The organism is Methylobacterium sp. WSM2598 (assembly GCF_000379105.1).
Lineage (GTDB): Bacteria > Pseudomonadota > Alphaproteobacteria > Rhizobiales > Beijerinckiaceae > Methylobacterium.
The window spans coordinates 23,324-45,668 of record NZ_KB900609.1; the positions used below are offsets into that span (position 1 = coordinate 23,324).

Annotated in this window: 26 protein-coding genes; 10 read left to right on the forward strand and 16 right to left on the reverse strand. The window is 73.5% G+C overall.

What is annotated here, in order from left to right; translation table 11 throughout:
• Nucleotides 1–79: 79 nt before the first annotated feature.
• A complete protein-coding gene (locus tag MET2598_RS0100145) occupies nucleotides 80–1,192 on the reverse strand; it encodes a glycosyltransferase family 4 protein (RefSeq protein ID WP_018259469.1) in 1,113 nt (370 codons plus the stop codon).
• Entirely contained in the window at nucleotides 1,189–2,094 is a 906-nt protein-coding gene (locus tag MET2598_RS0100150) for a metallophosphoesterase (RefSeq protein WP_018259470.1), read from the reverse strand. Before MET2598_RS0100150 ends, MET2598_RS0100145 begins: the two co-directional genes overlap by 4 nt.
• 215 nt (nucleotides 2,095–2,309) lie before the next feature.
• On the opposite strand from MET2598_RS0100150, the gene MET2598_RS0100155 reads away from it, so the two are divergent.
• The 5 genes from MET2598_RS0100155 (at nucleotide 2,310) to MET2598_RS0100175 (ending at nucleotide 7,230) form a co-directional block, all read left to right on the forward strand.
• Entirely contained in the window at nucleotides 2,310–3,293 is a 984-nt protein-coding gene (locus MET2598_RS0100155; RefSeq protein WP_012334657.1) for a DMT family transporter, read from the forward strand.
• A 90-nt stretch (nucleotides 3,294–3,383) separates the two neighbouring features.
• Nucleotides 3,384–4,085: a thiamine phosphate synthase gene (gene thiE / locus MET2598_RS0100160; RefSeq protein ID WP_012334656.1), complete on the forward strand. Its 702-nt coding sequence runs from the start codon at nucleotides 3,384–3,386 to the stop codon at nucleotides 4,083–4,085.
• On the forward strand, nucleotides 4,082–4,885 hold the full coding sequence (gene thiD / locus MET2598_RS0100165) for a bifunctional hydroxymethylpyrimidine kinase/phosphomethylpyrimidine kinase (RefSeq protein ID WP_018259471.1): 804 nt from the start codon (nucleotides 4,082–4,084) through the stop codon (nucleotides 4,883–4,885). Before thiE ends, thiD begins: the two co-directional genes overlap by 4 nt.
• Nucleotides 4,886–5,000: 115 nt before the next feature.
• Nucleotides 5,001–5,621 (forward strand): helix-turn-helix domain-containing protein, encoded by a 621-nt coding sequence (locus tag MET2598_RS0100170; RefSeq protein WP_012334654.1) that lies wholly within the window; start codon nucleotides 5,001–5,003, stop codon nucleotides 5,619–5,621.
• Between the two features lie 286 nt (nucleotides 5,622–5,907).
• Nucleotides 5,908–7,230 carry a pilus assembly protein TadG-related protein gene (locus MET2598_RS0100175; protein WP_018259472.1) on the forward strand — a complete coding sequence of 441 codons (1,323 nt, stop codon included), beginning with the start codon at nucleotides 5,908–5,910 and terminating at the stop codon, nucleotides 7,228–7,230.
• Nucleotides 7,231–7,320: 90 nt separating this feature from the next.
• Here MET2598_RS0100175 and MET2598_RS0100180 read toward each other — a convergent pair whose 3' ends face one another.
• The 5 genes from MET2598_RS0100180 to MET2598_RS0100200 all read right to left on the reverse strand — a co-directional run bounded on the left by MET2598_RS0100180 (nucleotide 7,321) and on the right by MET2598_RS0100200 (nucleotide 12,432).
• Nucleotides 7,321–7,917, reverse strand: coding sequence for an ABC-type transport auxiliary lipoprotein family protein (locus tag MET2598_RS0100180; RefSeq protein WP_012334652.1), 597 nt, complete (start codon nucleotides 7,915–7,917; stop codon nucleotides 7,321–7,323).
• 122 nt (nucleotides 7,918–8,039) lie between these two features.
• Nucleotides 8,040–9,119, reverse strand: a complete 1,080-nt coding sequence (locus MET2598_RS0100185) for an MlaD family protein (RefSeq protein WP_012334651.1) — start codon at nucleotides 9,117–9,119, stop codon at nucleotides 8,040–8,042.
• 51 nt (nucleotides 9,120–9,170) lie between these two features.
• Nucleotides 9,171–9,941: an ABC transporter ATP-binding protein gene (locus MET2598_RS0100190; protein ID WP_012334650.1), complete on the reverse strand. Its 771-nt coding sequence runs from the start codon at nucleotides 9,939–9,941 to the stop codon at nucleotides 9,171–9,173.
• 56 nt (nucleotides 9,942–9,997) lie between these two features.
• Nucleotides 9,998–11,182: an ABC transporter permease gene (locus tag MET2598_RS0100195; protein ID WP_018259474.1), complete on the reverse strand. Its 1,185-nt coding sequence runs from the start codon at nucleotides 11,180–11,182 to the stop codon at nucleotides 9,998–10,000.
• A gap of 14 nt (nucleotides 11,183–11,196) precedes the next feature.
• Nucleotides 11,197–12,432 carry an MFS transporter gene (locus MET2598_RS0100200; protein WP_018259475.1) on the reverse strand — a complete coding sequence of 412 codons (1,236 nt, stop codon included), beginning with the start codon at nucleotides 12,430–12,432 and terminating at the stop codon, nucleotides 11,197–11,199.
• A gap of 104 nt (nucleotides 12,433–12,536) precedes the next feature.
• Between MET2598_RS0100200 and MET2598_RS0100205 the strand changes: the two genes are divergently transcribed.
• Nucleotides 12,537–13,403: a hypothetical protein gene (locus tag MET2598_RS0100205; protein ID WP_012334647.1), complete on the forward strand. Its 867-nt coding sequence runs from the start codon at nucleotides 12,537–12,539 to the stop codon at nucleotides 13,401–13,403.
• A gap of 72 nt (nucleotides 13,404–13,475) precedes the next feature.
• A complete protein-coding gene (locus MET2598_RS0100210) occupies nucleotides 13,476–13,916 on the forward strand; it encodes a DUF1489 family protein (protein WP_012334646.1) in 441 nt (146 codons plus the stop codon).
• 120 nt (nucleotides 13,917–14,036) lie between these two features.
• On the opposite strand, the gene MET2598_RS0100215 is transcribed toward MET2598_RS0100210, so the two are convergent.
• The 9 genes from MET2598_RS0100215 to MET2598_RS0100255 form a co-directional block, all read right to left on the reverse strand.
• Nucleotides 14,037–14,804 (reverse strand): 50S ribosomal protein L11 methyltransferase, encoded by a 768-nt coding sequence (locus tag MET2598_RS0100215; RefSeq protein WP_018259476.1) that lies wholly within the window; start codon nucleotides 14,802–14,804, stop codon nucleotides 14,037–14,039.
• A gap of 76 nt (nucleotides 14,805–14,880) precedes the next feature.
• Nucleotides 14,881–15,768, reverse strand: a complete 888-nt coding sequence (rarD, locus tag MET2598_RS0100220; RefSeq protein WP_012334644.1) for an EamA family transporter RarD — start codon at nucleotides 15,766–15,768, stop codon at nucleotides 14,881–14,883.
• Nucleotides 15,769–16,032: 264 nt separating this feature from the next.
• Nucleotides 16,033–16,368: a hypothetical protein gene (locus tag MET2598_RS0100225; RefSeq protein WP_012334643.1), complete on the reverse strand. Its 336-nt coding sequence runs from the start codon at nucleotides 16,366–16,368 to the stop codon at nucleotides 16,033–16,035.
• A gap of 136 nt (nucleotides 16,369–16,504) precedes the next feature.
• Complete coding sequence (locus MET2598_RS0100230; protein ID WP_026190428.1) at nucleotides 16,505–16,894, reverse strand: Rap1a/Tai family immunity protein; 390 nt, start codon at nucleotides 16,892–16,894, stop codon at nucleotides 16,505–16,507.
• Between the two features lie 161 nt (nucleotides 16,895–17,055).
• Nucleotides 17,056–17,781 carry a hypothetical protein gene (locus MET2598_RS0100235; protein ID WP_018259478.1) on the reverse strand — a complete coding sequence of 242 codons (726 nt, stop codon included), beginning with the start codon at nucleotides 17,779–17,781 and terminating at the stop codon, nucleotides 17,056–17,058.
• Between the two features lie 141 nt (nucleotides 17,782–17,922).
• A complete protein-coding gene (locus MET2598_RS0100240; RefSeq protein ID WP_012334640.1) occupies nucleotides 17,923–18,288 on the reverse strand; it encodes a septal ring lytic transglycosylase RlpA family protein in 366 nt (121 codons plus the stop codon).
• Nucleotides 18,289–18,489: 201 nt separating this feature from the next.
• Entirely contained in the window at nucleotides 18,490–19,122 is a 633-nt protein-coding gene (locus MET2598_RS0100245; protein WP_012334639.1) for a response regulator, read from the reverse strand.
• 170 nt (nucleotides 19,123–19,292) lie between these two features.
• Nucleotides 19,293–20,390, reverse strand: a complete 1,098-nt coding sequence (locus MET2598_RS0100250) for a polyamine ABC transporter substrate-binding protein (RefSeq protein WP_018259479.1) — start codon at nucleotides 20,388–20,390, stop codon at nucleotides 19,293–19,295.
• Between the two features lies 1 nt (nucleotide 20,391).
• Complete coding sequence (locus tag MET2598_RS0100255; protein ID WP_012334637.1) at nucleotides 20,392–20,739, reverse strand: RidA family protein; 348 nt, start codon at nucleotides 20,737–20,739, stop codon at nucleotides 20,392–20,394.
• A gap of 178 nt (nucleotides 20,740–20,917) precedes the next feature.
• Between MET2598_RS0100255 and MET2598_RS0100260 the strand changes: the two genes are divergently transcribed.
• The 3 genes from MET2598_RS0100260 (at nucleotide 20,918) to MET2598_RS0100270 (ending at nucleotide 22,260) form a co-directional block, all read left to right on the forward strand.
• The gene (locus MET2598_RS0100260) at nucleotides 20,918–21,181 is read left to right on the forward strand and encodes a GlsB/YeaQ/YmgE family stress response membrane protein (protein ID WP_012334636.1); all 264 of its coding nucleotides are present in this window, start codon (nucleotides 20,918–20,920) and stop codon (nucleotides 21,179–21,181) included.
• Nucleotides 21,182–21,297: 116 nt separating this feature from the next.
• Nucleotides 21,298–21,651, forward strand: a complete 354-nt coding sequence (locus MET2598_RS0100265; RefSeq protein WP_018259480.1) for a hypothetical protein — start codon at nucleotides 21,298–21,300, stop codon at nucleotides 21,649–21,651.
• A 75-nt stretch (nucleotides 21,652–21,726) separates the two neighbouring features.
• On the forward strand, nucleotides 21,727–22,260 hold the full coding sequence (locus tag MET2598_RS0100270) for an AP2/ERF family transcription factor (protein WP_012334634.1): 534 nt from the start codon (nucleotides 21,727–21,729) through the stop codon (nucleotides 22,258–22,260).
• Nucleotides 22,261–22,345: the final 85 nt, after the last annotated feature.

Genomic DNA, 22,345 nt, shown 5'->3' on the forward strand with positions numbered 1-22,345 from the left:
GCGTCTCGGCGTCGCGCGCGCCGGCCCGGGGGGGCCGACGGTCTTGCCCGATGCGCGTCTTGCCCGATGCGCGTCGGGATCAGCCCTCGCGCGGGCGGGAGCCCGGATCCGCGGCGAGGGGGGCCGGGCGCATCGCGCGCCCGCCGGCCGGGCCCTTCGCGCGCCGGCCGGCCGGGCCCTTGGCGTGGGCGACCTCGATGTTGCGGTAGAACTGCCTCGCGCTCTCGGCCCAGGTGTAGCGCAGGGCCTCGGCCCGGCAGCGCTCGCGCGGGATCTGCAGGGCGCCGAGGGCCGCCTGCCGGAGGTCGCGGTCGAGGACGCCGACGCGGGTCTCGCCCACCACGTCGAGGGGGCCGGTCACCGGGTAGGCGGCGATCGGCAGGCCGCTCGCCAGGGCTTCCAGCAACACGATCCCGAACGTGTCGGTGAGGCTCGGGAACACGAAGGCGTCCGCCGCCGCGTAGGCCCGGGCCAGCGCCTCGCCGGTGAGCGTGCCGAGGAACCGCGCGCCCGGGTGCTCCGCCTGGAGCCGGGCCCGGTCCGGCCCGTCGCCCACCAGCACCTTGGTGCCGGGCAGGTCGAGGGACAGGAAGGCCGCGACGTTCTTCTCGACCGCGAGTCGGCCGACGAACAGGAAGAGCGGCCGGGGCAGCCCGCGCAGGGCCTCGGGCTCCGGCGCGGCGCGGGGGCGGAACAGCTCGGTGTCGACGCCCCGGGTCCACCGCATCAGGTTGCGGAAGCCGCGATCCGCGAGGTCGCGCTCCAGGGACGGCGTGCTCACCATCGTGCCGCTCGCCGCGTTGTGGAAGCGGCGCAGCCACGCGTAGCTCAGCGCGGGCGGGACCGGCAGGCGCGCCGCGAGGTATTCCGGAAAGCGCGTGTGGTAGCTCGTGGTGAACGGCCTGCGCTCGGAGAGGCAGAGGCGGCGCACGGCGAGCCCGATCGGCCCCTCGGTGGCGATGTGCACGTGGGTGGGGCCGAAGGCGCGCCAATGGGGCGCGATGCTCCGGGACGTCACCAGCGAGAGGCGGATCTCGCGGTAGCCGGGCAGCGGGACCGACCGGAACAGCAGCGGCGTGACGAAGCTCGGCGAGACGCCGAGGCCGGGCCCGGCCTTGGCCATCTGCTCCAGGGAGCGCACGACGCCGTTGACCTGCGGATGCCACGCATCCGTCGCGATGAGCAGCCTCACGCCACGGCCCGCGCGTTGGACGAGGTCCGCTCGGCGGCTTGCCGGGGGACCGACAGGGGCTCGACCGCCGCGACCGGCTCGGGCCGGGGCAGGACCCGCCGCGCGCCGCTCGCCTCGGCCCGCATCTCGGCGAAGCGGATCACCTCCATGCGGCCGTCGTAATGCTCGACGATCGCCGTGCAGGATTCGACCCAGTCGCCGGTATTGAGGTAGCGCAGGCCCTCGATCTCGCGGTTGGCCGCGTGGTGGATGTGGCCGCAGATCACCCCGTCGGCGCCCGCGCGCCTGGCCTCCGCCGCCAGCAGCTCCTCGAAGCGGCCGATGAAGTTGACGGCGTTCTTCACCTTGAGCTTGGCCCAGGCCGAGAGAGACCAGTAGGTCAGGCCGAGGCGCCGGCGCGCCCAGTTCAGGTGCGTGTTGACGAACAGGGCCGCCGTGTAGGCGCCGTCCCCGAGCAGGGCGAGCCACTTGGCGTGCCGGACGACGAGGTCGAACTGGTCGCCGTGGATGACGAGGTAGCGCTTGCCGTCGGCGCCCTCGTGCAGGATCTGGTCGTGGACCTCGATGCCGCCGAAATGCAGGTCGAGGAAGTCGCGCAGGAACTCGTCGTGATTGCCCGGCACGTAGATCAGCCGGGAGCCCTTGCGCACCTTGCGCAGGAGCTTCTGCACGACGTCGTTGTGGGCCTGCGGCCAGTACCAGCCGGATTTCAGCTTCCAGCCGTCGACGATGTCGCCGACCAGATAGATCTCGTCGGCGTCGACCTCCCGCAGGAAATCGAGCAAGAGTTCCGCTTGACAGCCCTTCGTGCCGAGATGGATATCGGACAGGAAGAGCGAGCGGACACGCAGCGCATCGGCGTCGTCGGCCACATCCGTCTCCTTGCGGTCGATGGCCGCCATGCCAAACCGCATTCCCGTATCACTTTGATGACGAAGCTCCCCCCGGAGCGGAATTGGGCGGTCTCGACCGCGCGAAAACCAGGTTCAGGCCATTCTTGCGGTTCGATTAAGGTCCACATGCGCGGGCTGCAGGTCTGAGCACCGCCGCGGCCGCTGGCTCGGCCATTCGAAAAGTGGTGTGGAGAATTTCCTCTCGTCCTGCGTGCGACCCTCCCATGGCAGCCCCCGTCGTCCTCCCCGAGCGCCCGCTGCGCGGGGATGCCGCGCGCCCCGCCTCGTCCGGCCGGCCCTATCTCGGGATCGGCCTCAAGGTGCTGTCGGCGCTCGCCTTCACGCTGATGTCGGCGGGGGTGAAGGGCCTCTCGGACCGGCACTTCCCGACCGGCGAGATCGTGTTCTTCCGCTCGGCCTTCGCGATCCTGCCGCTCGTGATCTGGCTGCGCTGGCAGGGGAGCGTGGTCGAGGCGGTGCGCACCCGCAACCTGCGCGGCCACGTCCTGCGCAGCCTGATCGGCGCCTGCGGGATGTTCGCGGGCTTCGCCGGCCTGTCCTTCCTGCCGCTCTCCGATTCGATCGCGATCGGCTACGCCTCGCCGCTCCTGGTGGTGGTGCTGGCGGCCCTGGTGCTGCGCGAGCGGGTCCAGGGCTATCGCTGGGCGGCGGTGCTGGTGGGCTTCCTCGGCGTGCTGATCATGCTGGCGCCGCACCTCGAATTCGGGGCCGGCGGGGCCGCGGGCTCGATCGGGGCCCTGTTCGCCTGCCTGGCGGCGGTCTGCGCCGCGGCGGCGACGATCCAGGTCCGGCGCCTGACCATGACCGAGCGCACGGGCGCGATCGTCCTCTACTTCTTCCTGTTCACCTCGCTGCTCGGCCTCTCGACGCTGGTCCTCGGCTGGAGCCTGCCGAGCCTGCCCGAATTCGGCCTCTTCGTCCTCGTCGGCGTGCTGGGCGGCATCGGCCAGATCCTGCTCACCGAGAGCTACCGCCACGGCGACGCCTCGCTGGTGGCGCCCTTCGAGTACACCACCATGCTGTGGTCGCTGCTGATCGGCTGGTTCGTGTTCGGGCAATTGCCGCAGCCGGCGGTGGCGCTCGGCGGCAGCATCGTGGCGGCGGCCGGCGTCTACACGGTGTGGCGCGAGCGCAGGGTCGCGCTGGAGCGCGCCCGCGAGGCGGCCGGCGGCGCCCGCGCGGCCTGAGGCCGGGCGCGAAGTCGCGCGCAGGTTGACGCCCGGCGCGGCCGACGCTTACTCGGGGCGGGGCCGGAGCGGCCGGCCGGGAGGAAGGCGATGCGCCCCGTGGGCATGGATGGCACCGTTCCGGTCGACCTGCGGCTCTACGGCATCCTCGACGTCGGGGTGAGCGGCGGCGATCCCGCGCTGCTCGCGCGCATGGCCGGCGCGGCCGCGGCGGGCGGCTGCACCCTGCTCCAGTACCGCGAGAAGGCGATCCCGAACGCCCGCGAGAGCCTCGCCCGCCTGCGGGCGATCCGGGCGGCCCTGTCGGGCAGCGGCGTGCCGCTCCTCGTCAACGACCGGGTCGACCTCGCGCTGGCGGCCGGGGCCGAGGGCGTGCATCTCGGCCAGGAGGACCTGCACCCGGCCGAGGCCCGCCGGCTGCTCGGGCCCGGGGCGATCATCGGCCTCACCGTCAAGACCGGCACCCAGGCGGACGAACTCTACCGCCTGCCGGTGGACTACGCCTGCATCGGCGGCGTCTTCGCGACCGCGAGCAAGCGCAACCCGGACCCGCCGGTGGGGCTGGAAGGCCTCGCGCGCATCGCCTTCCGGGCCCGGCTCGCCCGGGGCGGCCTGCCGATCGGGGCGATCGCCGGGATCGATTCCGGCAACGCCGCCTCGGTGATCGGCGCGGGGGCGGACGGCATCGCGCTGATCTCGGCCCTGTTCGGCGCTCCCGACGAGGTCGAGGCGCGGGCGCGCGCGCTGCGCCAGCTGGTCGATCGGGCGCTCGCGGCGCGGGGGGCGGCGTGACCCCGATCGCCGTCACCGTCGCGGGCTCGGATTCCGGCGGCGGGGCCGGGATCCAGGCGGATCTCAAGACCTTCTCGGCGCTCGGCGTCTACGGGGCCAGCGTCGTCACGGCCCTGACCGCCCAGAACACCCTCGGGGTCCAGGCGGTCCATGAGGTGCCGGGCGACTTCGTGGCGCGCCAGATCGCCAGCGTCTTCGGTGACCTCGCGGTGGGCGCGGTGAAGATCGGCATGCTGGCGCGGGAGCCGGTGATCGCCGCGGTGGCCGAGGGGCTGGCGGCGCACGCGGCCGGCATCCCGGTGGTGCTCGACCCCGTGATGGTGGCGACGAGCGGCGACCGCCTCCTCGCCGCGGACGCGGTCGCCTCCCTGCGCGATCGCCTGATCCCGCGGGCGAGCGTGCTGACGCCGAACCTGCCCGAGGCGGCCATCCTCCTCGGCGAGCTGCTGGCCGCCGACGAGGCCGCGATGCTGGCGCAGGGGCGCCGCCTCCTCGCCCTCGGCCCGGGCGCGGTGCTGATGAAGGGCGGCCACGGCGCGGGCGAGGAGAGCACCGACCTCCTGGTCGGGCCGGGGGAGGACGTCCTGCGCCTGACCGGCCCGCGGCTGGCGACGCGGCACACGCACGGGACCGGCTGCACGCTCTCGGCCGCGCTCGCGGCCGGCCTCGCGCGCGGGCTGCCCCTGCCGGACGCCGCGCGGGCGGCGAAGGCCTACCTCGCGGCCGCGCTCGCGGCGGCCGAGCGGCTCGCCGTCGGCCGGGGCCACGGGCCGGTCCACCACTTCCACGCCCTCTGGTAGGGATCCCCGAAAACCTCGGCGCCGGCCCCCTTGCCCCTTGCCCTTGCGCCGCGATTGCGTTTGATGGAGCGTACGGTCGTTCGGAATGCGGAACGACGGCGGGCGTGAGCGGGCGATGGGCGTCGAGCGGGGACGAGAGCGGGCCAAGGACCTGATGACGGGCGCCCAGGTCCTTTCGGGGCAACTCGGCAAGACGATCCAGCGCCTGCGCAAGGCCTACAATCTGTCGCTGTCCGAACTCGCCGAACAGTCGGGCGTCGCGAAGTCGATTATCAGCCAGATCGAGCGCAACGAGACCAACCCGACCCTGGCCACGATCTGGCGCCTCAGCCAGGCGCTCGACGTCTCGATCGAGCGGGTGCTGGCGACGGGGGACGAGGAACCGTTCATCGAGAAGTCGTCCCGGGCCGACACGCCGATCCTGGTCTCGGAGGACGGCAAGGTGCGGCTCGCCATCACCGGCTGGATCAAGACGGTGGAATGGCTGCAATGGTACGACCTCACCGCGGAGCCGGGCGGGGAGCTCGATTCGGACGCCCACCAGCGCGGCTCGGTCGAGTGCCTCTCGGTGCTGGAGGGCGAGTTCGAGGTCGACGTGGCGGGGAGCCTGCAGCGGGCCAAGGCCGGAGAGACGCTGCGCTACCGCTGCGACCGGCCGCACACGGTGCGCTGCGTCGGCGACCGGCCCGGGCGGGCCACGATGGTGGTGATCATGAAGGCCGCCGTGATGGAGTAGGGGCGGGCGCCCCGCGAGGACGGCCTTCCCTCCCGGTCCGGCGGGCGCGACCTCCCGCGCGGGTGCAAGCGGAGGCCCGCGACATCTGCAACCTGCCGCTGCGCCCCTGGCCCGCCGCCGAGATGTCGGGCGCGCAACGGTACGGCAGTCGCGCAACTTGGATTTCGACATCTTCGCCCACATCTTCCTCGTCGTGGACAGTCAATCCGGTGGGGATGCCGCCCCGGTTTAGTAATGGAATCTTCACGGCCCCCTCGCAAACCTGATCGGGGAGGGGGTTCAACGGATGATGAGAGCGATCAGGCGCTTTCTCGCTGACCGGACGGGGGCGGTTGCGCTGATCATCGGTCTCAGCCTGCCGCTGCTCGTGGCCGGGAGCGGCGCCGCGGTCGAGTACGCCCGCATCCACAAGCGGCGGGCGGAGCTGCAGAAGGCGGTCGACGTCGCGGCCCTCGGCGCGGCCGGCGAGCTCAGCGTGGCGGGCTCCGACGTCTCCGTCGAGGCGATGGCCAGGCGCCTCGCCTTCGACTCCGCCCGCGCCACGGATCCGGGCATCACGCGCGTCAGCGCCGCGGTGGTCGGCCGCGGCACCTCGGTCACGGTGGCGATCAACGAGACGGTGCAGAGCCTGTTCGGACGGCTCCTGACCCTGCCCTCGATGGAGATCGGCGCGAGCGCCACGGCCGAATCGTCGGGCTCGACCCGGGTCTGCCTCCTGACCCTCGACGAGGCCCGCCCGGACGCGATGCACTTGCACAAGAACGCCAACGTCGTGGCGACGAGCTGCGGCCTGTTCGGCGCCTCGGCGGACCGGGCCGGCATCCACATCGAGGACGGGGCCTTCGTGGACGCCGCGCTGATCTGCTCGGTCGGGGGCATCGCCCTCGGCCGCGCCACGATCCGCGGGGTCACCCAGAGCGGCTGCCCGCCGCGCACCGACCCCCTGGCGAGCCGCGCCGGCCCCGCGATCCCGCCCTGCTACTCCACTACCCAGACCCTCATCGACGGCACCAGGACCCCGACGGCCCTGCTGATGCCCGGCGTCTATTGCGGGGGCCTCAAGATCACCAACGGCGCCGCGGTGACCTTCGCGGCCGGCATCTACGTGATCAACGACGGTCCGCTGGTCGTCGACAAGAACGGCGTGATCACCGGGCAGAACGTCGGCTTCTACTTCACGGGCGACGCGGGCGGGGTGCTGTTCGACGTCAAGAGCAGCATCGACCTGACGGCGCCGAAGGACGGCCCGATGGCCGGGCTGCTGTTCTTCGAGAACCGCTCGGTCAGCGCGCCGGTCGCCGTCCAGTCCGACACCAAGCTGCCGCCGCCGCCGCCGCCGCCGGGCTCGCCCCCGATGCGCCAGTACCGCATCATCAGCAACAACGCCCGCAACCTGCTCGGCACGATCTACTTGCCGGCCGGTCGGCTCATCGTCGACGCGAACAATCCGGTGGCCGACCGCTCGGCCTACACGATCATCGTGGCGCGGCAGGTCGAGTTCTTCGACGGGCCGAGCCTCTATCTCAACTCGAATTACGGGTCGAGCGACATCCCGGTCCCGGACGGCGTCGGCAATACCCTGAAGCGCACCGTCAAGCTCGTGCAGTGATCCGACATCCGACGGATTGCGTCGCCATGCGGGTCGGGCTCGCTCAGGCGCCGCGCGGGTCTTCGCGGCGCGGGCGCGGGATGCGGCCGATCAGCCGCCGGCCCCGACCCAGCGCACCACGTCCGCGAGCACGAGGGAGAGGGCGCGGTCGAGGCCGTTCGCGGAGGCGCCCGGGCTCAGGTCCGCCACCGGGACCCGCGCCGCGAAGACCCGCGCGGCGACCACGCTCCCGGTCGCCTCCGACACCAGCTTGGCCGACAGGTCCACCACCGCCTCCCGGCTCCCGGCCGCGATGTCGAAGGCGCGGATCTCGGTCACCAGCAGGGTGTCGGCGGCGATCTTGTCTCCCGGCCGGCTCACCGCGCGCAGGCTCCTGGCGTTCTCCAGGCTCTGGATCAGCCGGGCCTGGATCAGGCGCGGCAGCCGGTCCACCCATTGCCCGCCGCCCAGGAAGGAGAGCGAGCCGCCCGGCTCGCGCACGATGATGCGGTCCGCCTCGAAGGGCTGCAGGCCGACCGGCTCCGCCACGATCAGGCTCCGGCGGGCGCTGCCCGCGCGGGCCGCGCCCGGCAGGGCCGTGAGATCGAAGGTCGTGGGCACCGTACCCCCGCAGCCGCCGAGCACCAGCGCCAGGGCGAGGGCGCTCGCGGTCGGGACGTGCGGGATCCGGAGGAACACAGGCGGCATGAGCACGGATGGGCTGGCTGTTCGTCGCACCGATATAGGCCGGAAACCTTGACCGGACATCGACGCCCGGGCCCCGGTGGTGCCGCAGCGCACATGGGCACCCGCCGTGCCCGGTCACTCGGTCAGCGACCGTTGTATTCGGGCAACGACGGCTTGCCGCCGAAGATCACCTGCGAGGGGTCGCGCTCGATGGTGCGGGCGGCGCTGTTGAGGCTGTTGAGGGTGCGCTGGCCCTCGGTGGACAGGTTCTGGACCTCGCGCCGGCCCGCCCCGCTCAGGCGGCCGAAGCTCGTCGTGATGGTCGCGGTGCGCTTGTCGAGGTTCTCCGACATGGTCCGGAAGGCCCGGCCCGCCTCGCGGATCGAGATCGCCGCCTCGCGGATCTCGCCGAAGGTGCTCTTGCCGGCCTCGCCGGAGGCCGAGCCGAGGAAGCCCTCGGCCCCCTTGAGCACCGCGTCGACGCGGTCGGCGGAGGCGTTGAGCTTGGCCGCCAGGAGGCGCGCGTCGTGCAGCCCGTCCTGGATGTCGGGCGCCGCCGCCGCGAGGGCGGCCGAGAAGCGGTCCGCATTGTCGATCAGGCTGCCGAGCTTGCGGCCGTCCACGGCCTTGACCAGGGCGTCGAGGGCGGGGGCGCTGTCGTTCAGCGCCTTCGAGAATTGCTCGACATTGGCGAGGGTGCGGTTGATCGCCCCCTCGTTGCCCGCCACCACCCGGTCGAGGCGCTGCAGCATGTCGTCCGCGCGCTGCGCGATGGTGCGCGCGCTCTGCATCAGGTCCTGGATGTCCGACGAATCGGCGAAGATGGTCGCCATCCGGTCGCCCTCCGGCGCCTTCAGGGGCGGGGCATCGGCGCTGCCGCCCACGAGGGCGATCGAGGCGACGCCGGTCAGCATCGTCATGTCGAGGCGCGCACGGGTGTCGGCGCGCAGGGGCGTGCTGCGCTCGACCTCGACCAGGGCCATCACCCGCCGCGGGTCCTGCGGCAGCAGCTCGACCTCCGTCGCCTCGCCGACCCGGATGCCGTTGAAGGTGACGACCGAGCCCTTGGCGAGCCCGCCGACGCCGCCCGAGAACACGATGCGCAGGGGCATGCGGCCGTCGTTCGAGACGGGGCCGCGCATCCAGAACGCGAACAGGAAGCCGGCGGCGATCACCGCGAGGGTGAAGGTCCCGATCAGGACGTTGTTGGCGCGGGTTTCCATGCCGTCAGGGTCCTCCGGAGGAGCTGGGGGGCGCCGCCGCGCGGGATCGCGTCATCGCGCCGCCGCGCGGGGCTCGCCGGGCACGATCGCCCGCGCGCGCTTGCCGTGGAAGTAGGAGCGCAGCCAGGGGTGGTCCGAGGCGAGCATCTCCTCGATCGGGCCCGCCGCGATGATCTGGCCGTCGCCGAGCGCCGCGATGCGGTCGCAGGCGGTGTAGAGGCTGTCGAGGTCGTGCGTGACCATGAACACGGTCAGGCCGAGCGTGCGCTGCAGGGTGGCGACAAGGTCGTCGAACTCGCCCGCGCCGATCGGGTCGAGGCCCGAGGTCGGCTCGTCGAGGAAGAGCACCTCCGGGTCGAGGGCCAGCGCCCGGGCGAGGGCCGCGCGCTTGATCATGCCGCCCGAGAGTTCGGAGGGCAGCTTGTCGGCCGCGTCCGGCTTGAGGCCGACGAGCTCGATCTTGAGCCGCGCGAACTCGTCGAGCAGGCGCTCGGACAGGGTCAGGTGCTCGCGCATCGGCACCTGGATGTTCTGCTTGACGGTGAGGGCGGAGAACAGGGCGCCCTGCTGGAACAGCACGCCCCAGCGGCGCTCGATCAGGCGCCGCCGGGCCGGGGAGAGGCGGTCGACATCCTCCCCGAAGACCTCGATCGTGCCCGAGCGCTTCGGCACGAGGCCGAGCAGGGTCCGGGTCAGGACGGACTTGCCCTGGCCGGAGGGGCCGACGAAGCCCAGGATCTCGCCCCGGCGGATGTCGAGGTTCAGGCCCTTCAGGACCGTCCGCTCGCCGAAGCCGACCACGAGGTCGCGCACGCGGATCACCGCGTCGCCTCCCGGGGAGGCAAGGGGTTGGGCGTGAGCTTGCACGGGAGCCGCTTCTACAGGTCGATGGCCGCGAAGAAGATGGCGAAGACGCCATCGAGCACGATGACCATGAAGATTGACTTGACGACTGAGGCGGTGACGTGGCGGCCGAGCGATTCCGCCGAGCCCTCGACGCGGAAGCCCTCGCTCGTCGCGATGATGCCGATGATCAGGGCCATGAAGGGGGCCTTCAGCATGCCCACGAGGCCGTGCCGGACCGAGATCACCGCCTGCAGCCGCGCCAGGAAGGCGTCGAAGGACAGGTTGCCGTAGGCCATCGAGGTCAGGGCCCCGCCGAGCAGGGCCGCGACGTCGGCGAGGAAGCCGAGCATCGGCAGGGCCAGCATCAGGGCGAGGATGCGCGGCACGATCAGGATCTCGATCGGGTCGAGGCCCATCACCCGCAGGGCGTCGACCTCCTCGCGCATCCGCATCGAGCCGATCTCGGCCGTGAAGGCCGAGCCCGAGCGGCCCGCCACCATGATGGCGGTGAGCAGCACCCCGAGTTCGCGCAGCGTGAGGATGCCGATCATGTTGACGACGAAGGACTGCGCCCCGAAGCGCTGCAGCTGGATGATGCCCTGCTGGGTGACGATGCAGCCGACCAGGAAGGCGATCAGCATGATGATCGGCGTGCCCCGATAGGCGATCTGCTCCATCTGGTTGACGAAGGAGGCGGCGCGGAAGCGGCGCGGCCGGGCCAGGACCCGCAGGCAGGCCGCCACCACCTCCCCGAGGAAGCCGAGCCAGGACAGGCCCTCCGCCCCGAGCCGGCGCAGGCCGGCCCCGAGCGCCTCGAGCCCGTCGAGGAGGCCGAGGCGGCGGCGGCGCGGGGGAGGGGGGGGGTCCCGCCGGTAGGCGACCTCGCGAAGCAGGATGCGGTGCTCGGGCCGGGCGCCCGCGTAGTCGACGGCGCGGCCCGCCGCCTCGATCTCGCTGCGGGTGCGCTCCAGCACGAAGGCCCCGAGCGTGTCGAGCCGGACCAGCCCGGAGAGATCGACCTGCACGCGCGGCCCCGGCTCGCCCGGCGCCGCGATCGCGGCGGCGGCGGCCTCGACGGCGGGCGCCTGGTCGGCGGTCCAGGACCCGGTGAGCCGCGCCTGGACGCCGTCGCGGAAGCGCAGGAGGGTGGCGCCGGCCACGGTCAGGTGCGCGCTGGCCTCGGTCGACACGGGCCCGGCCTCCTGGTTGCTCGACATCCCCTCGGGCGGCCTTATAGCCTGGGCTCGCCGCGCGTGACAAACCGCGCCGCCCCGGCCCGGGCCGCCGCCGCGGTGAGGACGAGCGCGAGGGCGGCGACCGGGAGCATCAGGGCGAAGGCGAGGAGCGGCCCGCCCTGCCGGACGGCCGCCCCGCTCGCCAGGGTGGCGGCCGCGGAGGCGAGCGAGGCGCTCGCCGCGTAGATCCCCTGCGCCCGGCCGCGGGCCGCCTCCGGGGCGAGCCGCGCCAGCGCCCCCATCGCGCCGAGCTGGGTCGCCCCGAAGGTGAGCCCGTGCAGCGCCTGGAGGGGCAGCAGGGCGGCCGCCAGGCCCGGGCCCGAGCGGCCCGAGAGGTCCGAGAGGCCCGAGAGGCCCGAGAGGCCAATGAGCCCGGCCCAGCGCAGGAGCGCCGCCCCTGCCCCGAGGGCGAGGAGCCGGAAGGGCGCGTCGCGCAGGGCCGCGACGCGTCCGACCAGGACGAAGAAGGCGATCTCGGCGACGACGCCGGTCGCCCAGGCGGCGCCGATGAGGGGCGGAGTGAGGCCCAGCGACGTCCAGTGGATGCTGCCGAAGGCGTAGACCGCCGCGTGGCTCGCCTGGGCCGACGCGGCCGCCGCCATGGCGAGCCGCAGCGCGAGGGGGAGCCGGGCGGAGCCCGGCGGCGTCCGGCGCGCCGGCTCCGCCGCGGTTCCGGCGGCCAGCGCCGCGCTGCCCAGCGCCGAGACGAGGCCGAGGCCGGCCAGGAAGGCCGTGACCCCGGCCCGCTCGCCGACCAGCCCGAGCAGCCAGCCGCCGGCGAGGCTCGCGGCCAGGAAGCCGAGGGAGCCCCCGAGCCGGATCCGCGCGTAGGCGAGGCGCGGGTCGCGCCGCACCGCCGCGAGGCAGAGGTAGTCGAGCGCCGGCACGAGCGGCGCCCCCGCCACCGCGTTGAGCGCGATCGCCCCGGCGAGGACGGGCCAGCCCCGCGCCGCCGCCGCGGGCATCAGCGCGTAGGTGAGGGCGAGCCCGAGGCTGCCCGCGACGAGGAGCGCCCGCGCGGTGACGCCCCGGTCGATCAGCGCCACCAGCGGCGCGGTGGCGACGATCTTCACGGCGATCGGCAGGGCCACCAGGGCGCCGATCACTTCCGGCGGCAGCCCGAGGCTCGCGAGCCAGAGCGGCAGGAACGGCATCGCCACGCCGATCCCCGCGAAGATCAGGGCGTAGAGCAGGCCGAGGCGCGGGCCGGCGGCGAGGGGGAGCAGGGACATCGCCTCCGGTTGACAACGGACGTCGCGTAAGCGGCCGTTAACGTGGGGATGTCAAGCCATGAAAACGGGCCATCGGGCGCCCTCACAGTCCCGGGACACGCACCATGGCAGGCTTCACCTCGCTCCCGACGCCCGGCGCGGACGAGTATGGCGTGATCGAGTCGGCGCTGATGGAAACGGCGCGGGGCCGGTGGTTCCTGGCCGAGTTCGCCCGGCGCCAGCGCGGGGACGACACCGAGCGCCTGCTCGCGGCGATCGGACGCCTGGAATCCACCATCGCGGCGGACCGGCAGGTGCCGGAGATGGACCGCATGCGCCTCGACCTCGTCGAGATGGTCAAGGCGATCAGCCGCACCAAGGACGAGATCACGGCGATCCAGTCGCCGGACCAGGACCAGAGCCGCCTCGAAGCCGCCTCGGAGGCCCTCGACGCGATCGTGCGCACCACGGAGCGGGCCACCTCCGACATCCTCGCCGCGGCCGAGGAGATGCAGGAGGTTGCCTGGACCCTGCGCGAGAGCGGCGCCGACAGCCGGGTCTGCGACATGCTCGACCAGAACGCGACCCGGATCTACACCGCCTGCTCGTTCCAGGACCTGACCGCCCAGCGCACCAGCCGGATCGTCAACACGCTGCGCTACCTGGAGCAGCGGCTCACCGCCATGATCGAGATCTGGGGCGGCGACGCCGACGCGGCCCCGCCGCCGCCGGAGCCGGTGGCGCCCTCGCCCGAACTCGCCCAGAGCGACGTCGACGCGATGATCGCGACGTCGGCGCCGCCCCCTCCGCCGGTGCGCCGCCGCGACCTGGAGGACCCGGTTCTGGCCTCGGACGACATCGCCTTCGTGCCGAGCCTGCCGGCGCCCCCGGCCGAGCCGGCTCCCTTCGAGGGCGAGAACCTCGCGCTCGGCGCGGCCTTCGCCGACCTCGACGGGCTCCCGCCGACCGAGAAGATCATCCGCTTCAGCTGACGGGGCGCGCCCGGGCCGCGCCTCGCGGGTGCCACGATCGGGCGGCAGAGCGGCCCCTCCCGCGAGACGATTATGCCCCTTCACCTCCTCAAGCTCTGCGTCGGCTGCGACTCGATCGGCGACCTGGAGGCGTGGATCGCCGAGCGGCGCGACGGCGCGCGGCGGGCCGGGACGGCCTTCGAGCAGGTCCACACCACCCGCATGGTCCCCAAGCGCGCCGACGCGATCGCGGGAGCGGGCTCGCTCTACTGGGTGATCAAGGGGCTCGTCGCCTGCCGCCAGCCGATCCGGGCGATCCGGCCCTTCGTGGACGGGGACGGGATCGGCCGCTGCCACCTCGTCCTCGATCCGTCCGTGGTGCCGGTCGAGCCGCGCCCCTGCCGGCCGTTCCAGGGTTGGCGCTACCTCGCGGAGGCCGACGCGCCCCGCGACCTCGGCCGCGACGCGGCGGTGAGCCTCTCGGCGATGCCCGAGGCGATGCGCCGGGAACTCGCGGCCCTGGGGCTGCTCTGAGAGGGTGGGGACGGTGCGAGGTGCGGCCTGCCCGGCTTGGCCCTGCCGCGAAGGGTGAACCGTGGGGCGGGAGACGCATGGCGCCCGCGCCGTTCCCCGTCCGCGAGGTTCCCGGCCCGTTCAAGCCCCGGCCGCCGCGCCGCGAAGCCCGACCAGCACCCGCACGTCCCCCTCGCGGCAGAGCCGCGCCATCCGGGGCTCGGCCAGCCCCGTGTCGGTGACCGCGTAGCCGAGCCCTTCGAGGAGGGCGCGGACCGCCGCGGAGGGCGCGCCGTAGCAGCCGTGGGTCTCGACCGCGACGACCCGCGGGCGGATCGTCATGGCGCCGAGGATCACCGTCTCGGCGCCCTCGCAGTCGAGTTCGAGCAGGTCGGTCGGGGGCAGGTCGGCCGGGGCCACGATCCGGGCGCCGCCGGCCCCGCCATAGACCCGGACCGGCGCCCCGACGACGGCGTGGTGCAGCCGCACCCGCGCGGCGACCCCGTTCGCCTCCAGCATCCGGCGCGTCGCCGCGATCCCGCCCGGGTCGCCTTCGTAGGCGGTGACCGTGCCCTCCGCGCCGACCCCGAGGGCCGCGACCGCGGTCGTGACGCCGCTCCCGGTGCCCACCACCGTCACGGCGTCGCCCGGGCGGAGATGGGCGCGCAGGGCCCGGACCAGCCCCTCCTCGAAATCGGGAATGTCCTGCGCCACCAGGGCGGCGGGGAGCCAGCGGTCGCCCCAGCGGCGGTAGCGGCCGGTCGGCAGCCCCGCGTAGAGGACCGGCTCCGCCCACGGCAGGTGACGGCGCAGGGCCCGGTCGTAGGCGACGGAGGCGGCCTTGGCGGCGAGGCCGGCGAGGCCGCGCTCCGCCCGCAGGAAGGCGGCCTTCTCCAGGATCTCGCGCATGGCCGCCGGCCGCCCCTCCCGCCCGTGTTGTGGCCGCGATAGAGCACCGACGTGGACGTGTAAACGCGGTCCTGCCTCAGCCCGGGCAGCGCTGGGGCGCGAGGGGTGGGGCCGGGCTGCGCGACAGGCGCACCGCGTCGGCGGCGTAGAGGGCGAGGGCGATCCAGGTGAACCCGAACACGGCCGCCCGGGCCGGGTCCAGGCTCTCGCCGAACACCGTCACGCTCAGCAGGAGGGTGCAGGTCGGCGAGAGGTACTGCATCAGCCCGAGCGTCGCCAGCTTCAGGCGCCGCGCCGCGGCCGCGAACCAGATCAGCGGCAGCGAGGTCGTGATGCCGGTCAGGAGCAGGAGCCCGGCCGTGCGCCCGTCGAGGGCCGGGAGGGCGGCGGACTCGGGCGCGGCACCGGCGAGGTAGGCCAAGGCCGCCGGCAGCAGCAGCACGGTCTCGGCGCCGAAGCCGAGGATCGGGTCGATCGGCACCAGCTTGCGGATCAGCGCGTAGAGGGCGAAGCTCGTGGCGAGCGCGAGGGCGAGCCAGGGCAGGGTTCCGGCGAGCGCCACCGCCGCGGCGACCCCGGCCGCCGCGAGCCCCACCGCCCAGGCCTGGAGCGGGCGCAGCCGCTCGCCCAGCACCGCGGCGCCGAGCGCCACGGCCACCAGCGGGTTGATGAAGTAGCCGAGGCTCGCCTCGACCATGTGCCCGTTCTGGACCGCCCAGAGATAGAGCGACCAGTTCACCGCGATCAGCAGCGCCGAGACGGCGAGCAGCGCGTGCCGCCGCGCGGGCACGAAGGGCGCGCGGCGCCCGCGCAGGACCACCAGCAGGAGGAGCACGAACAGGCTCGACCACAGGATGCGGTGGGCGAGGATCGTCCAGGGCGGCAGGCTGCCGAGGAGGCGAAAGTGCAGCGGGACCAGGAGGCCCCAGCACAGATAGGCGCCGAGCGCGTAGACGAGTCCCACCGCCTCCTCCCGAGACGTCCCCGCGGCCGTTCCCGGGAGACCCTGCCCTCTCTGCCCGAGCGGGGGGAGCGACGCCACGGGGCGCGGCGGGGGACCGGCATCCGCCCGGCGCATGACCGGTGCCGGTCCCGGGCCGCAGCCCTCACCGGAATCGCACGAGGCAATTCTGGTGAGTCCCTTGCCTTGTGAGTCTCTTGCCTGGTGGGTCTCTTGGTCCGCATCCTGTTTCGCCGCCGAGCCGGTGACCGGTTCGGCGCATGGCGCTCAGCGCCGATGCTGGCTCGACAGGCTGCTGTCGTTGCCCGAGACGGTGGTCATCGGCGCCTCGGCGCCGCTGGTGTTGTCGCCGCCGGTCGGCTGACCGCCCCGCGGCGCGCCGGTCTCGTCGAAGTCCCGGCGGTTCGCGGAATGGTCCTGGTACTGCTCGGTCTGCACGTTCTTGCTGTCGAGCCCGCGCTCGTGGCTGTGGCGGGACTTGTCGCGGTTGCTCAGCACCATGTTCTCCGGGAGGATCCCCTCCGGCAACTCGGTCATCGCGCCGGTCCCCGAGCCCTTGCCCTGCGTCCCGGGACCCATGTGGTGCTTGTCGGCCTTCGCCATCCTGCTCCTCCGGCTGCCGAGCGGGGCCAAATACCCCATCGGGGTACCTGAGATGAGCAGGCGGGGCGCGGCCGGCAAGCGTCGCGGGCGGAAATATCGCGCTGGAACCTTTCGGCCCCGCGCGCGATGCCGGCGCTCACCCCTTCTTGTCGCAGGGATACGCGTCCCGGAGGGCGAGGAGCGCCAGCACGCCCGCGCTCTCGCGCAGGGCGGGCGGGTGCGCCTTGCCGTAGGCGACCACCGCCCGGATCAGCTGCAGGAGCGTCCCCTCGGGCGGCAGGCAGGCCCCGAGCAGGGGCGGCGCGTCGGCGCGCTCGGCCACCACGGCGAGGTTCTGCACCGCGCTCATGAAGGCGAAGCAGCTCACCGTGTCGGGGTCCTGCCGGTAGTCGAGGGTGTCGCCGCGCTGCTTGGCGGTCCGCAGGAGGCTCTTGCACTGCGTCACGATCTGGTCGCCATCCGCCGCGGACGCGTCCGACGCCGCGAGGCACGCCGCGGTGGCCACGACCAGCATCCATCTCACCATGGGGGATCCCTGACACGAGGCGGTCGCGAGCGACCGCGGGCGCGCAGCCTAGCAAGCGGAGGCGGCGGGGACGCAACCCACGGTGTCGGATCCCACGGCCGCGTTGACGCACCGTGGCGCGCGGGCCGCACCCGGCAGGGGCGCGGCCGAGCGCGGGCGCGTCAGCGGGCCGGGTAGATCACCCGCATGGCGGTCTCCGCCCGCGCGTCGCTCTCGGACCGCATGGCGGTCTCGGTCCGCGCCTCCTCCGGCGCGGTCCACGGTTTCGGGGCGTGGCGGACGAGGCGGGCCATCAGCTTGCGGGCCTCGTCGGCCGGCAGCGCCCCGATCGGGGCCGTGCGGGCGAGCAACTCGCGGCGGGTCTGGTCGTTGACGACCCGCGAGCGGCGCACATCCTCGAACTCGCCCGGGCGGTGCGTGGCGGAGCCCGCCGCGCCCACGAAGACGCGCGGTCCCTCCGGCATGATGACGATGTCGCCGTGGCGCAGGGTCGGGTCGCGCAGGAGGGCGGCCCGGGCCTCGGAGGGATTGGTGATCCGCTCGGCCGGGACCAGGACCTTGAGGGCCCCGGCCTTGTCCTCGGCCGGGGCCTTGGGCAGGGCGGCGTAGCGGGCCCGGTGGCGCAGGGCGGCCCGGGCGTCGGCCCGGTTGCGCCCCGCGAGGCGCCGCCGCAGCCGGGTCGTCGGCTCGGCGAGGGGCTGCGGGATCGCCGCGGGGGCCGTGCTGCGAGCGGCGGCGCCGCCGAACAGGGCCCCGAACAGGCCGCCGAGCCCGTCCCCCTCGGTCGCCCGGCCCGCGCCGGCCGTCGAGATCAGCAGGCATCCCGAAACCAGGGCCAGGAACAGGCCGCGCCGGGGCGCGGCCGAGCGGGAACGATGCGACGGCATGGAGCCTCTCCCCGGGCACTATCGGAACGGCGAAGGTCTTGTGTCCTCCAACCTCGACTGTGCCCGAACAGTTCCGCTGCCGTCCGGAAAACTTGACGTTGTCTGATCGATCCCGCCGGGGGACAGTGCGGCGCCGGCGCCTCAGAGGCGGCTGAGCTGGACCTTGCTGACGCCGCTGATGCCGATCGCCCGCGCGGAGGCCTGCGACAGGTCGATGACGCGGCCGCCCACGTAGGGCCCGCGGTCGTTGATCCGCACCACGACCGAGCGGCCGTTGCTGGTGTTGGTGACCCGCACCCGGCTGCCGAAGGGCAGGCTGCGGTGGGCGGCCGTGAGCGCGTGGGTGTTGAAGCGCTCGCCGTTGGCGGTGCGCCGGCCCTGGAACCCGGGCCCGTACCACGAGGCACCCCCGGTCTGAGCCAGGGCAGGCGTGCTGGCTTGGAGCGTCGCGCTACCGCCGACGGACGCGGCAAGACAGATCAGCGCCAGCTTGGCCTTCGAAAACATTTCACATTCCCGTTTTGATATGCTGAGGCGGCGCAACATAGGGCTGATCTGGGCAGGAATGTGACTGCCGAATCGCGAAGTATTAACGGAGATCTATTAGTACCCGAACGGCCCGCGTTGCGGTGCAACATCTTGGGTTGACTGATTTCCCCGAGAGCCCGGCGGCCTGCGCCGGGCGGCCCCGGGCCGGCCCCGGGCGCCTCAGGGGGCGCGGTCGGCGGCCTGGAGCGCGATCCGCAGGAGGTCGGCGAGGCTGCGCGCGCCGAGCTTGTGGCGCATCTGCGAGCAGGCATTGGCCACGGTCTTGTAGCTGAGCGCGAGTTCGGCCGCGATCGCCCCGTGCGAGCGCCCGGCGCCGAGCAGGGCCAGGATCTGGCGCTCCCGCGCGGTGAGGCCGGCCAGGGGCTCGGGCCTCGGGCGGGCGCGCAGCAGCGCCACCTCGGCGGCGAGCGAGGGGTCGAGGTAGGGCTCGCCGGCGCGCACGCGCTCGAAGGCCTGGTGCAGCTCGGCCGAGGCCGTGTCCTTGAGGACGTAGCCCAGCGCCCCGCTGTCGAGGGCGCGGGCGACGATCACCGGGTCGTCGTGCATGGTGAAGACGAGGATCCGGGTCCCGGGCGCCACGGCCCGGATGCGCCGGATGAGGTCGAGCCCCTTGAGGGCGGCGCCGTGGAAGGTGAGGTCGGCCACGACGACGTCCGGCCGGTGGCGGTGGAAGCTGCGGTAGCCCGCCCGGATGCAGGTCGCCTCGTGGACCGCCTCGACGCCGGCATCCTCGAGGACGCGGCGGCAGCCCTGGAGCACGATGGGGTGGTCGTCGACGACGAGGACGTTCACGCTCCGCCTCCTCCCGGTCCGCCCTCGCGGGGCGATCGACCCTAGGGCACCGGCGCGGGCCGCGGAAGCCGGAGCCGCCGCGACCCGGTCCGGTCGGTGTTCCGGCCCGGCACTCGACTCACTTGCCGGACTGACTTGCCGGACTGACTTGCCGGATTCAGTTGCCGGATTCACTTGCCGGTGCGCACCCGCGTCCACAGCCGGGTGACGACCCGCTGGGTGCGGTCGTCGTAGGCGGTGTTGGTGAACAGGCGCCTGAAGGTCGCCTCGTCCGGGTAGACGCCCGGGTTCGACAGGATCTCGGGCTTCACCAGCGCCTTGGCGGCGAGGTTGCCGCTCGCGTAGGACACGAAATTGGTGTTGGCCGCCGCCACCTCGGGCCGGAGCATGAAGTCGATGAAGGCGTGCGCCTCGGCCGGATGGGCGGCGTCCTTCGGGATCGCGAAGGAATCGAACCACATCAGCGCCCCCTGCTGCGGGATGTAGTAGGCGATGTCGACGTCGTTCTTCGCCTCCTGGGCGCGCCTGCGGGCCTGCAGCACGTCGCCCGAATAGCCGACCGAGAGGCACACGTCGCCGTTGGCGAGCTGGTTGATGTACTCGGAGGAGTGGAACTTCTGCACCGCCCCGCGGATGCGGAAGAGCGCCTCGCCGGCCTGGTTGAGGTCGTCGACGCGCTTCGAGTCGGGCTTGAGGCCGAGCGCCGCCAGCACGTTGGGGAAGATGTCCTCGGGGGCGTCCAGCATGGTGACGCCGCAATCCTTGAGCTTGGCGATCAGCTCGGGCCGCAGGACGATGTCCCAGGTGTTGAGGGGCTGGTTCGGGCCGAGCCGCTCGCGCACCAGCGCGGTGTTCACGCCGATGCCGGTCGTGCCCCACATGTAGTCGACCGCGTAGGCGTTGCCCGGGTCGTAGACGGCGAGCCGCGCCGTCACCTCGGGCCACGCGTTCTTCAGGTTCGGCAGCTTGGCCTTGTCGAGGGGCTGGAACGCCCCGGCCCGGATCAGGCGCTGCAGGAAGGGCCCGGACGGCACCACGACGTCGTAGCCCGACTTGCCGGCGAGCAGCTTCGTCTCGAGGATCTCGTTCGTGTCGTAGGTGTCGTAGACCACCTTGATGCCGGTCTCGCGCGTGAAGGCGTCGAGCATCTTGGGGTCGATATAGTCCGACCAGTTGTAGATGTTGACGACCCGCTCCTCGGCGGCAGCGGCGGGCCAGGCGAGGGCGAGGCAGGCGGCCAACAGGCCGCCGAGGAGGGGGCGCGCCATTTCAGGCTCCCGCCGCGGCGATGACGGCGATCTCGACGCGGTATTGCGGCCCGGCGAGCTTCGCCTCGACGGTGGCCCGGGCCGGCGCCTGGCCGGCCGGGACCCAGGCGTCCCAGACCCGGTTCATGTCCGCGAAGGCGCCGATGTCGGCGAGGTAGATCGTGGCCGAGAGGATCCGCTCCTTGGCGGAGCCGGCCTGCGCCAGCAGCGCCTCGATCTGGGCGAGGATCGCGCGGGTCTGGGCGGCGACGTCGTCGCCCTCGGCCACTTGGCCGGCGAGGTAGACCGTGCCGTTATGCACGACCGCCTGGCTCATGCGCGCGCCGGTCTCGATCCGTTGGATGGTCATGCTGGCTTCCTGGGTGAGTGCCGAATTCGCCGCCGGAGCGGCGCTGCGCCTTGTGCCGCCCCGCGCGGCACCGCGTAAAGACCCGCGGGGCGCGCGGACAAGCTTACGGCCACGCAACCCCGGGGCGTTCCGCGCGTTGCTCGGGTAGTTTCAAGCGAGGCCGAAAGGCGCACCCTCCATGTCGATCCTCTGGACCATCATCATCGGCTTCGTCGCCGGCGTCATCGCGAAGTTCATCATGCCCGGCCCGAACGAGCCGAGCGGGTTCATCCTCACGACGATCCTGGGCATCGTGGGGGCCTTCGTGGCCACCTTTCTGGGGCAGGCCGTAGGCTGGTACGGGCCGAACCAGGGTGCCGGCCTGATCGCCTCGGTGGTCGGCGCCGTGATCGTCCTGGGGATCTGGGGCATGATCCAGAGCCGGCGCACCACGACCTACTGAGCCGCAGGCGGGCCCGGGCGGGAGGTCGCAGCCCTCCCGCCCGGCGCACGTCCCGGCTTGATGGCGCCGGCCCGGAAACGGTAGACTTCCGGCTGACCCGCGAAGGATGCCGGCCGTTGCGGCGCAGCCCCCTGATCCTCAACCTCGTCTTCCTGATCGGGGCGCTCGCCGCGTCCCTCGACGGGTGGTCGGGCCTGCCGGTCGGCGCGCCTCCCGGGCACGCCGCCGTGGCGCAGCGCTCGTACGGGGGCGGGACGCCCTGGGCCCTGCTCAGCGCGATCCTGGCCGACGACGACGAGCGGGGCCTGCCCGGATCGCATGGCTCCGGTGCCGCGGACCTTGCGCTCCCCGCCCAGATCCTTCCACCCCACGCCTGCGCCTGGGCGCGGCTTCCGGTCCGCCGGGACCCGCCGCATCGGCCGATCCTCCTCTCCGCTGCCTCGCCCCGCGGGCCGCCGCGGGTTTCGTGACCGCTCCCCACGCGAACGAAACCCCCTTGGCGGGCCTCCGCTCGATTGCGGACGGCCTGCGCGGAGCCCATCCCGATGTCCCTGTTCCATTCCTCCGCCGAGGCGCTGCCGCGGCGCGCCCGGCCCGTGTCCGATTCGACGCCCAGCCCGGCCGCCCGCATCTCCCGCGGCACCGACGCCGCCGGCCGCATTGGCTGGCTCGCCACCTCCGACCGCGCGGGCCGCGCGGTCACCCGCCACTTCGCGGACGAGACCTTCGGCGGCGAGGCGGCCGCGCGGGCGGAGGCCGAGCGCTTCGTCGCCGCTCCGGCCGCGACCGACCGCGAGGGTCTCGCCCTGATGCGGCGCCTGCGGCCGCGGCGGAATTGCCGCTCCGGCCTGCCCGGCGTGTCGCGCTTCGTCCGCAAGGCGAGCGGCACCGCCTTCTGGGTCGCCTACTGGGACGATGCGCAGGGCCGAAAGATCCAGCGCAAGTTCTCCGTCTCGGTCCACGGAGAGGAGGAGGCCCGCCGCCTCGCCATCGACGCGCGCCTCGCCGCGGTGCGCGACCACATCGACCGGTCGGTGGCCCTGCAGGTCGGGGGCGTCGCGCTCTCGCCGCATGCCTGACGCCCTATGCCTGACGCGCGAAGGGCGCCCCCTCCCGGGGGCGCCCTTCGTCCCACGCCGTGACCCCGGGACCGCTCGGCCCCGG

Bases quoted from the DNA above. Each gene is read 5' to 3' on its own strand.
- thiE (WP_012334656.1), top strand. From the start codon at position 3,384: ATGCGCCCCGTGGGCATGGATGGCACCGTTCCGGTCGACCTGCGGCTC.
- MET2598_RS0100200 (WP_018259475.1), bottom strand. From the start codon at position 12,432: ATGTCCCTGCTCCCCCTCGCCGCCGGCCCGCGCCTCGGCCTGCTCTAC.
- MET2598_RS0100230 (WP_026190428.1), bottom strand. From the start codon at position 16,894: ATGGTGAGATGGATGCTGGTCGTGGCCACCGCGGCGTGCCTCGCGGCG.
- MET2598_RS0100270 (WP_012334634.1), top strand. From the start codon at position 21,727: ATGTCCCTGTTCCATTCCTCCGCCGAGGCGCTGCCGCGGCGCGCCCGG.
- MET2598_RS0100185 (WP_012334651.1), bottom strand. From the start codon at position 9,119: ATGGAAACCCGCGCCAACAACGTCCTGATCGGGACCTTCACCCTCGCG.
- MET2598_RS0100240 (WP_012334640.1), bottom strand. From the start codon at position 18,288: ATGTTTTCGAAGGCCAAGCTGGCGCTGATCTGTCTTGCCGCGTCCGTC.
- MET2598_RS0100260 (WP_012334636.1), top strand. From the start codon at position 20,918: ATGTCGATCCTCTGGACCATCATCATCGGCTTCGTCGCCGGCGTCATC.
- MET2598_RS0100235 (WP_018259478.1), bottom strand. From the start codon at position 17,781: ATGCCGTCGCATCGTTCCCGCTCGGCCGCGCCCCGGCGCGGCCTGTTC.
- MET2598_RS0100215 (WP_018259476.1), bottom strand. From the start codon at position 14,804: ATGCGCGAGATCCTGGAGAAGGCCGCCTTCCTGCGGGCGGAGCGCGGC.
- MET2598_RS0100195 (WP_018259474.1), bottom strand. From the start codon at position 11,182: ATGTCGAGCAACCAGGAGGCCGGGCCCGTGTCGACCGAGGCCAGCGCG.
- MET2598_RS0100205 (WP_012334647.1), top strand. From the start codon at position 12,537: ATGGCAGGCTTCACCTCGCTCCCGACGCCCGGCGCGGACGAGTATGGC.
- MET2598_RS0100225 (WP_012334643.1), bottom strand. From the start codon at position 16,368: ATGGCGAAGGCCGACAAGCACCACATGGGTCCCGGGACGCAGGGCAAG.
- MET2598_RS0100175 (WP_018259472.1), top strand. From the start codon at position 5,908: ATGATGAGAGCGATCAGGCGCTTTCTCGCTGACCGGACGGGGGCGGTT.
- MET2598_RS0100210 (WP_012334646.1), top strand. From the start codon at position 13,476: ATGCCCCTTCACCTCCTCAAGCTCTGCGTCGGCTGCGACTCGATCGGC.
- MET2598_RS0100180 (WP_012334652.1), bottom strand. From the start codon at position 7,917: ATGCCGCCTGTGTTCCTCCGGATCCCGCACGTCCCGACCGCGAGCGCC.
- MET2598_RS0100255 (WP_012334637.1), bottom strand. From the start codon at position 20,739: ATGACCATCCAACGGATCGAGACCGGCGCGCGCATGAGCCAGGCGGTC.
- MET2598_RS0100150 (WP_018259470.1), bottom strand. From the start codon at position 2,094: ATGGCGGCCATCGACCGCAAGGAGACGGATGTGGCCGACGACGCCGAT.
- MET2598_RS0100250 (WP_018259479.1), bottom strand. From the start codon at position 20,390: ATGGCGCGCCCCCTCCTCGGCGGCCTGTTGGCCGCCTGCCTCGCCCTC.
- MET2598_RS0100155 (WP_012334657.1), top strand. From the start codon at position 2,310: ATGGCAGCCCCCGTCGTCCTCCCCGAGCGCCCGCTGCGCGGGGATGCC.
- MET2598_RS0100170 (WP_012334654.1), top strand. From the start codon at position 5,001: ATGGGCGTCGAGCGGGGACGAGAGCGGGCCAAGGACCTGATGACGGGC.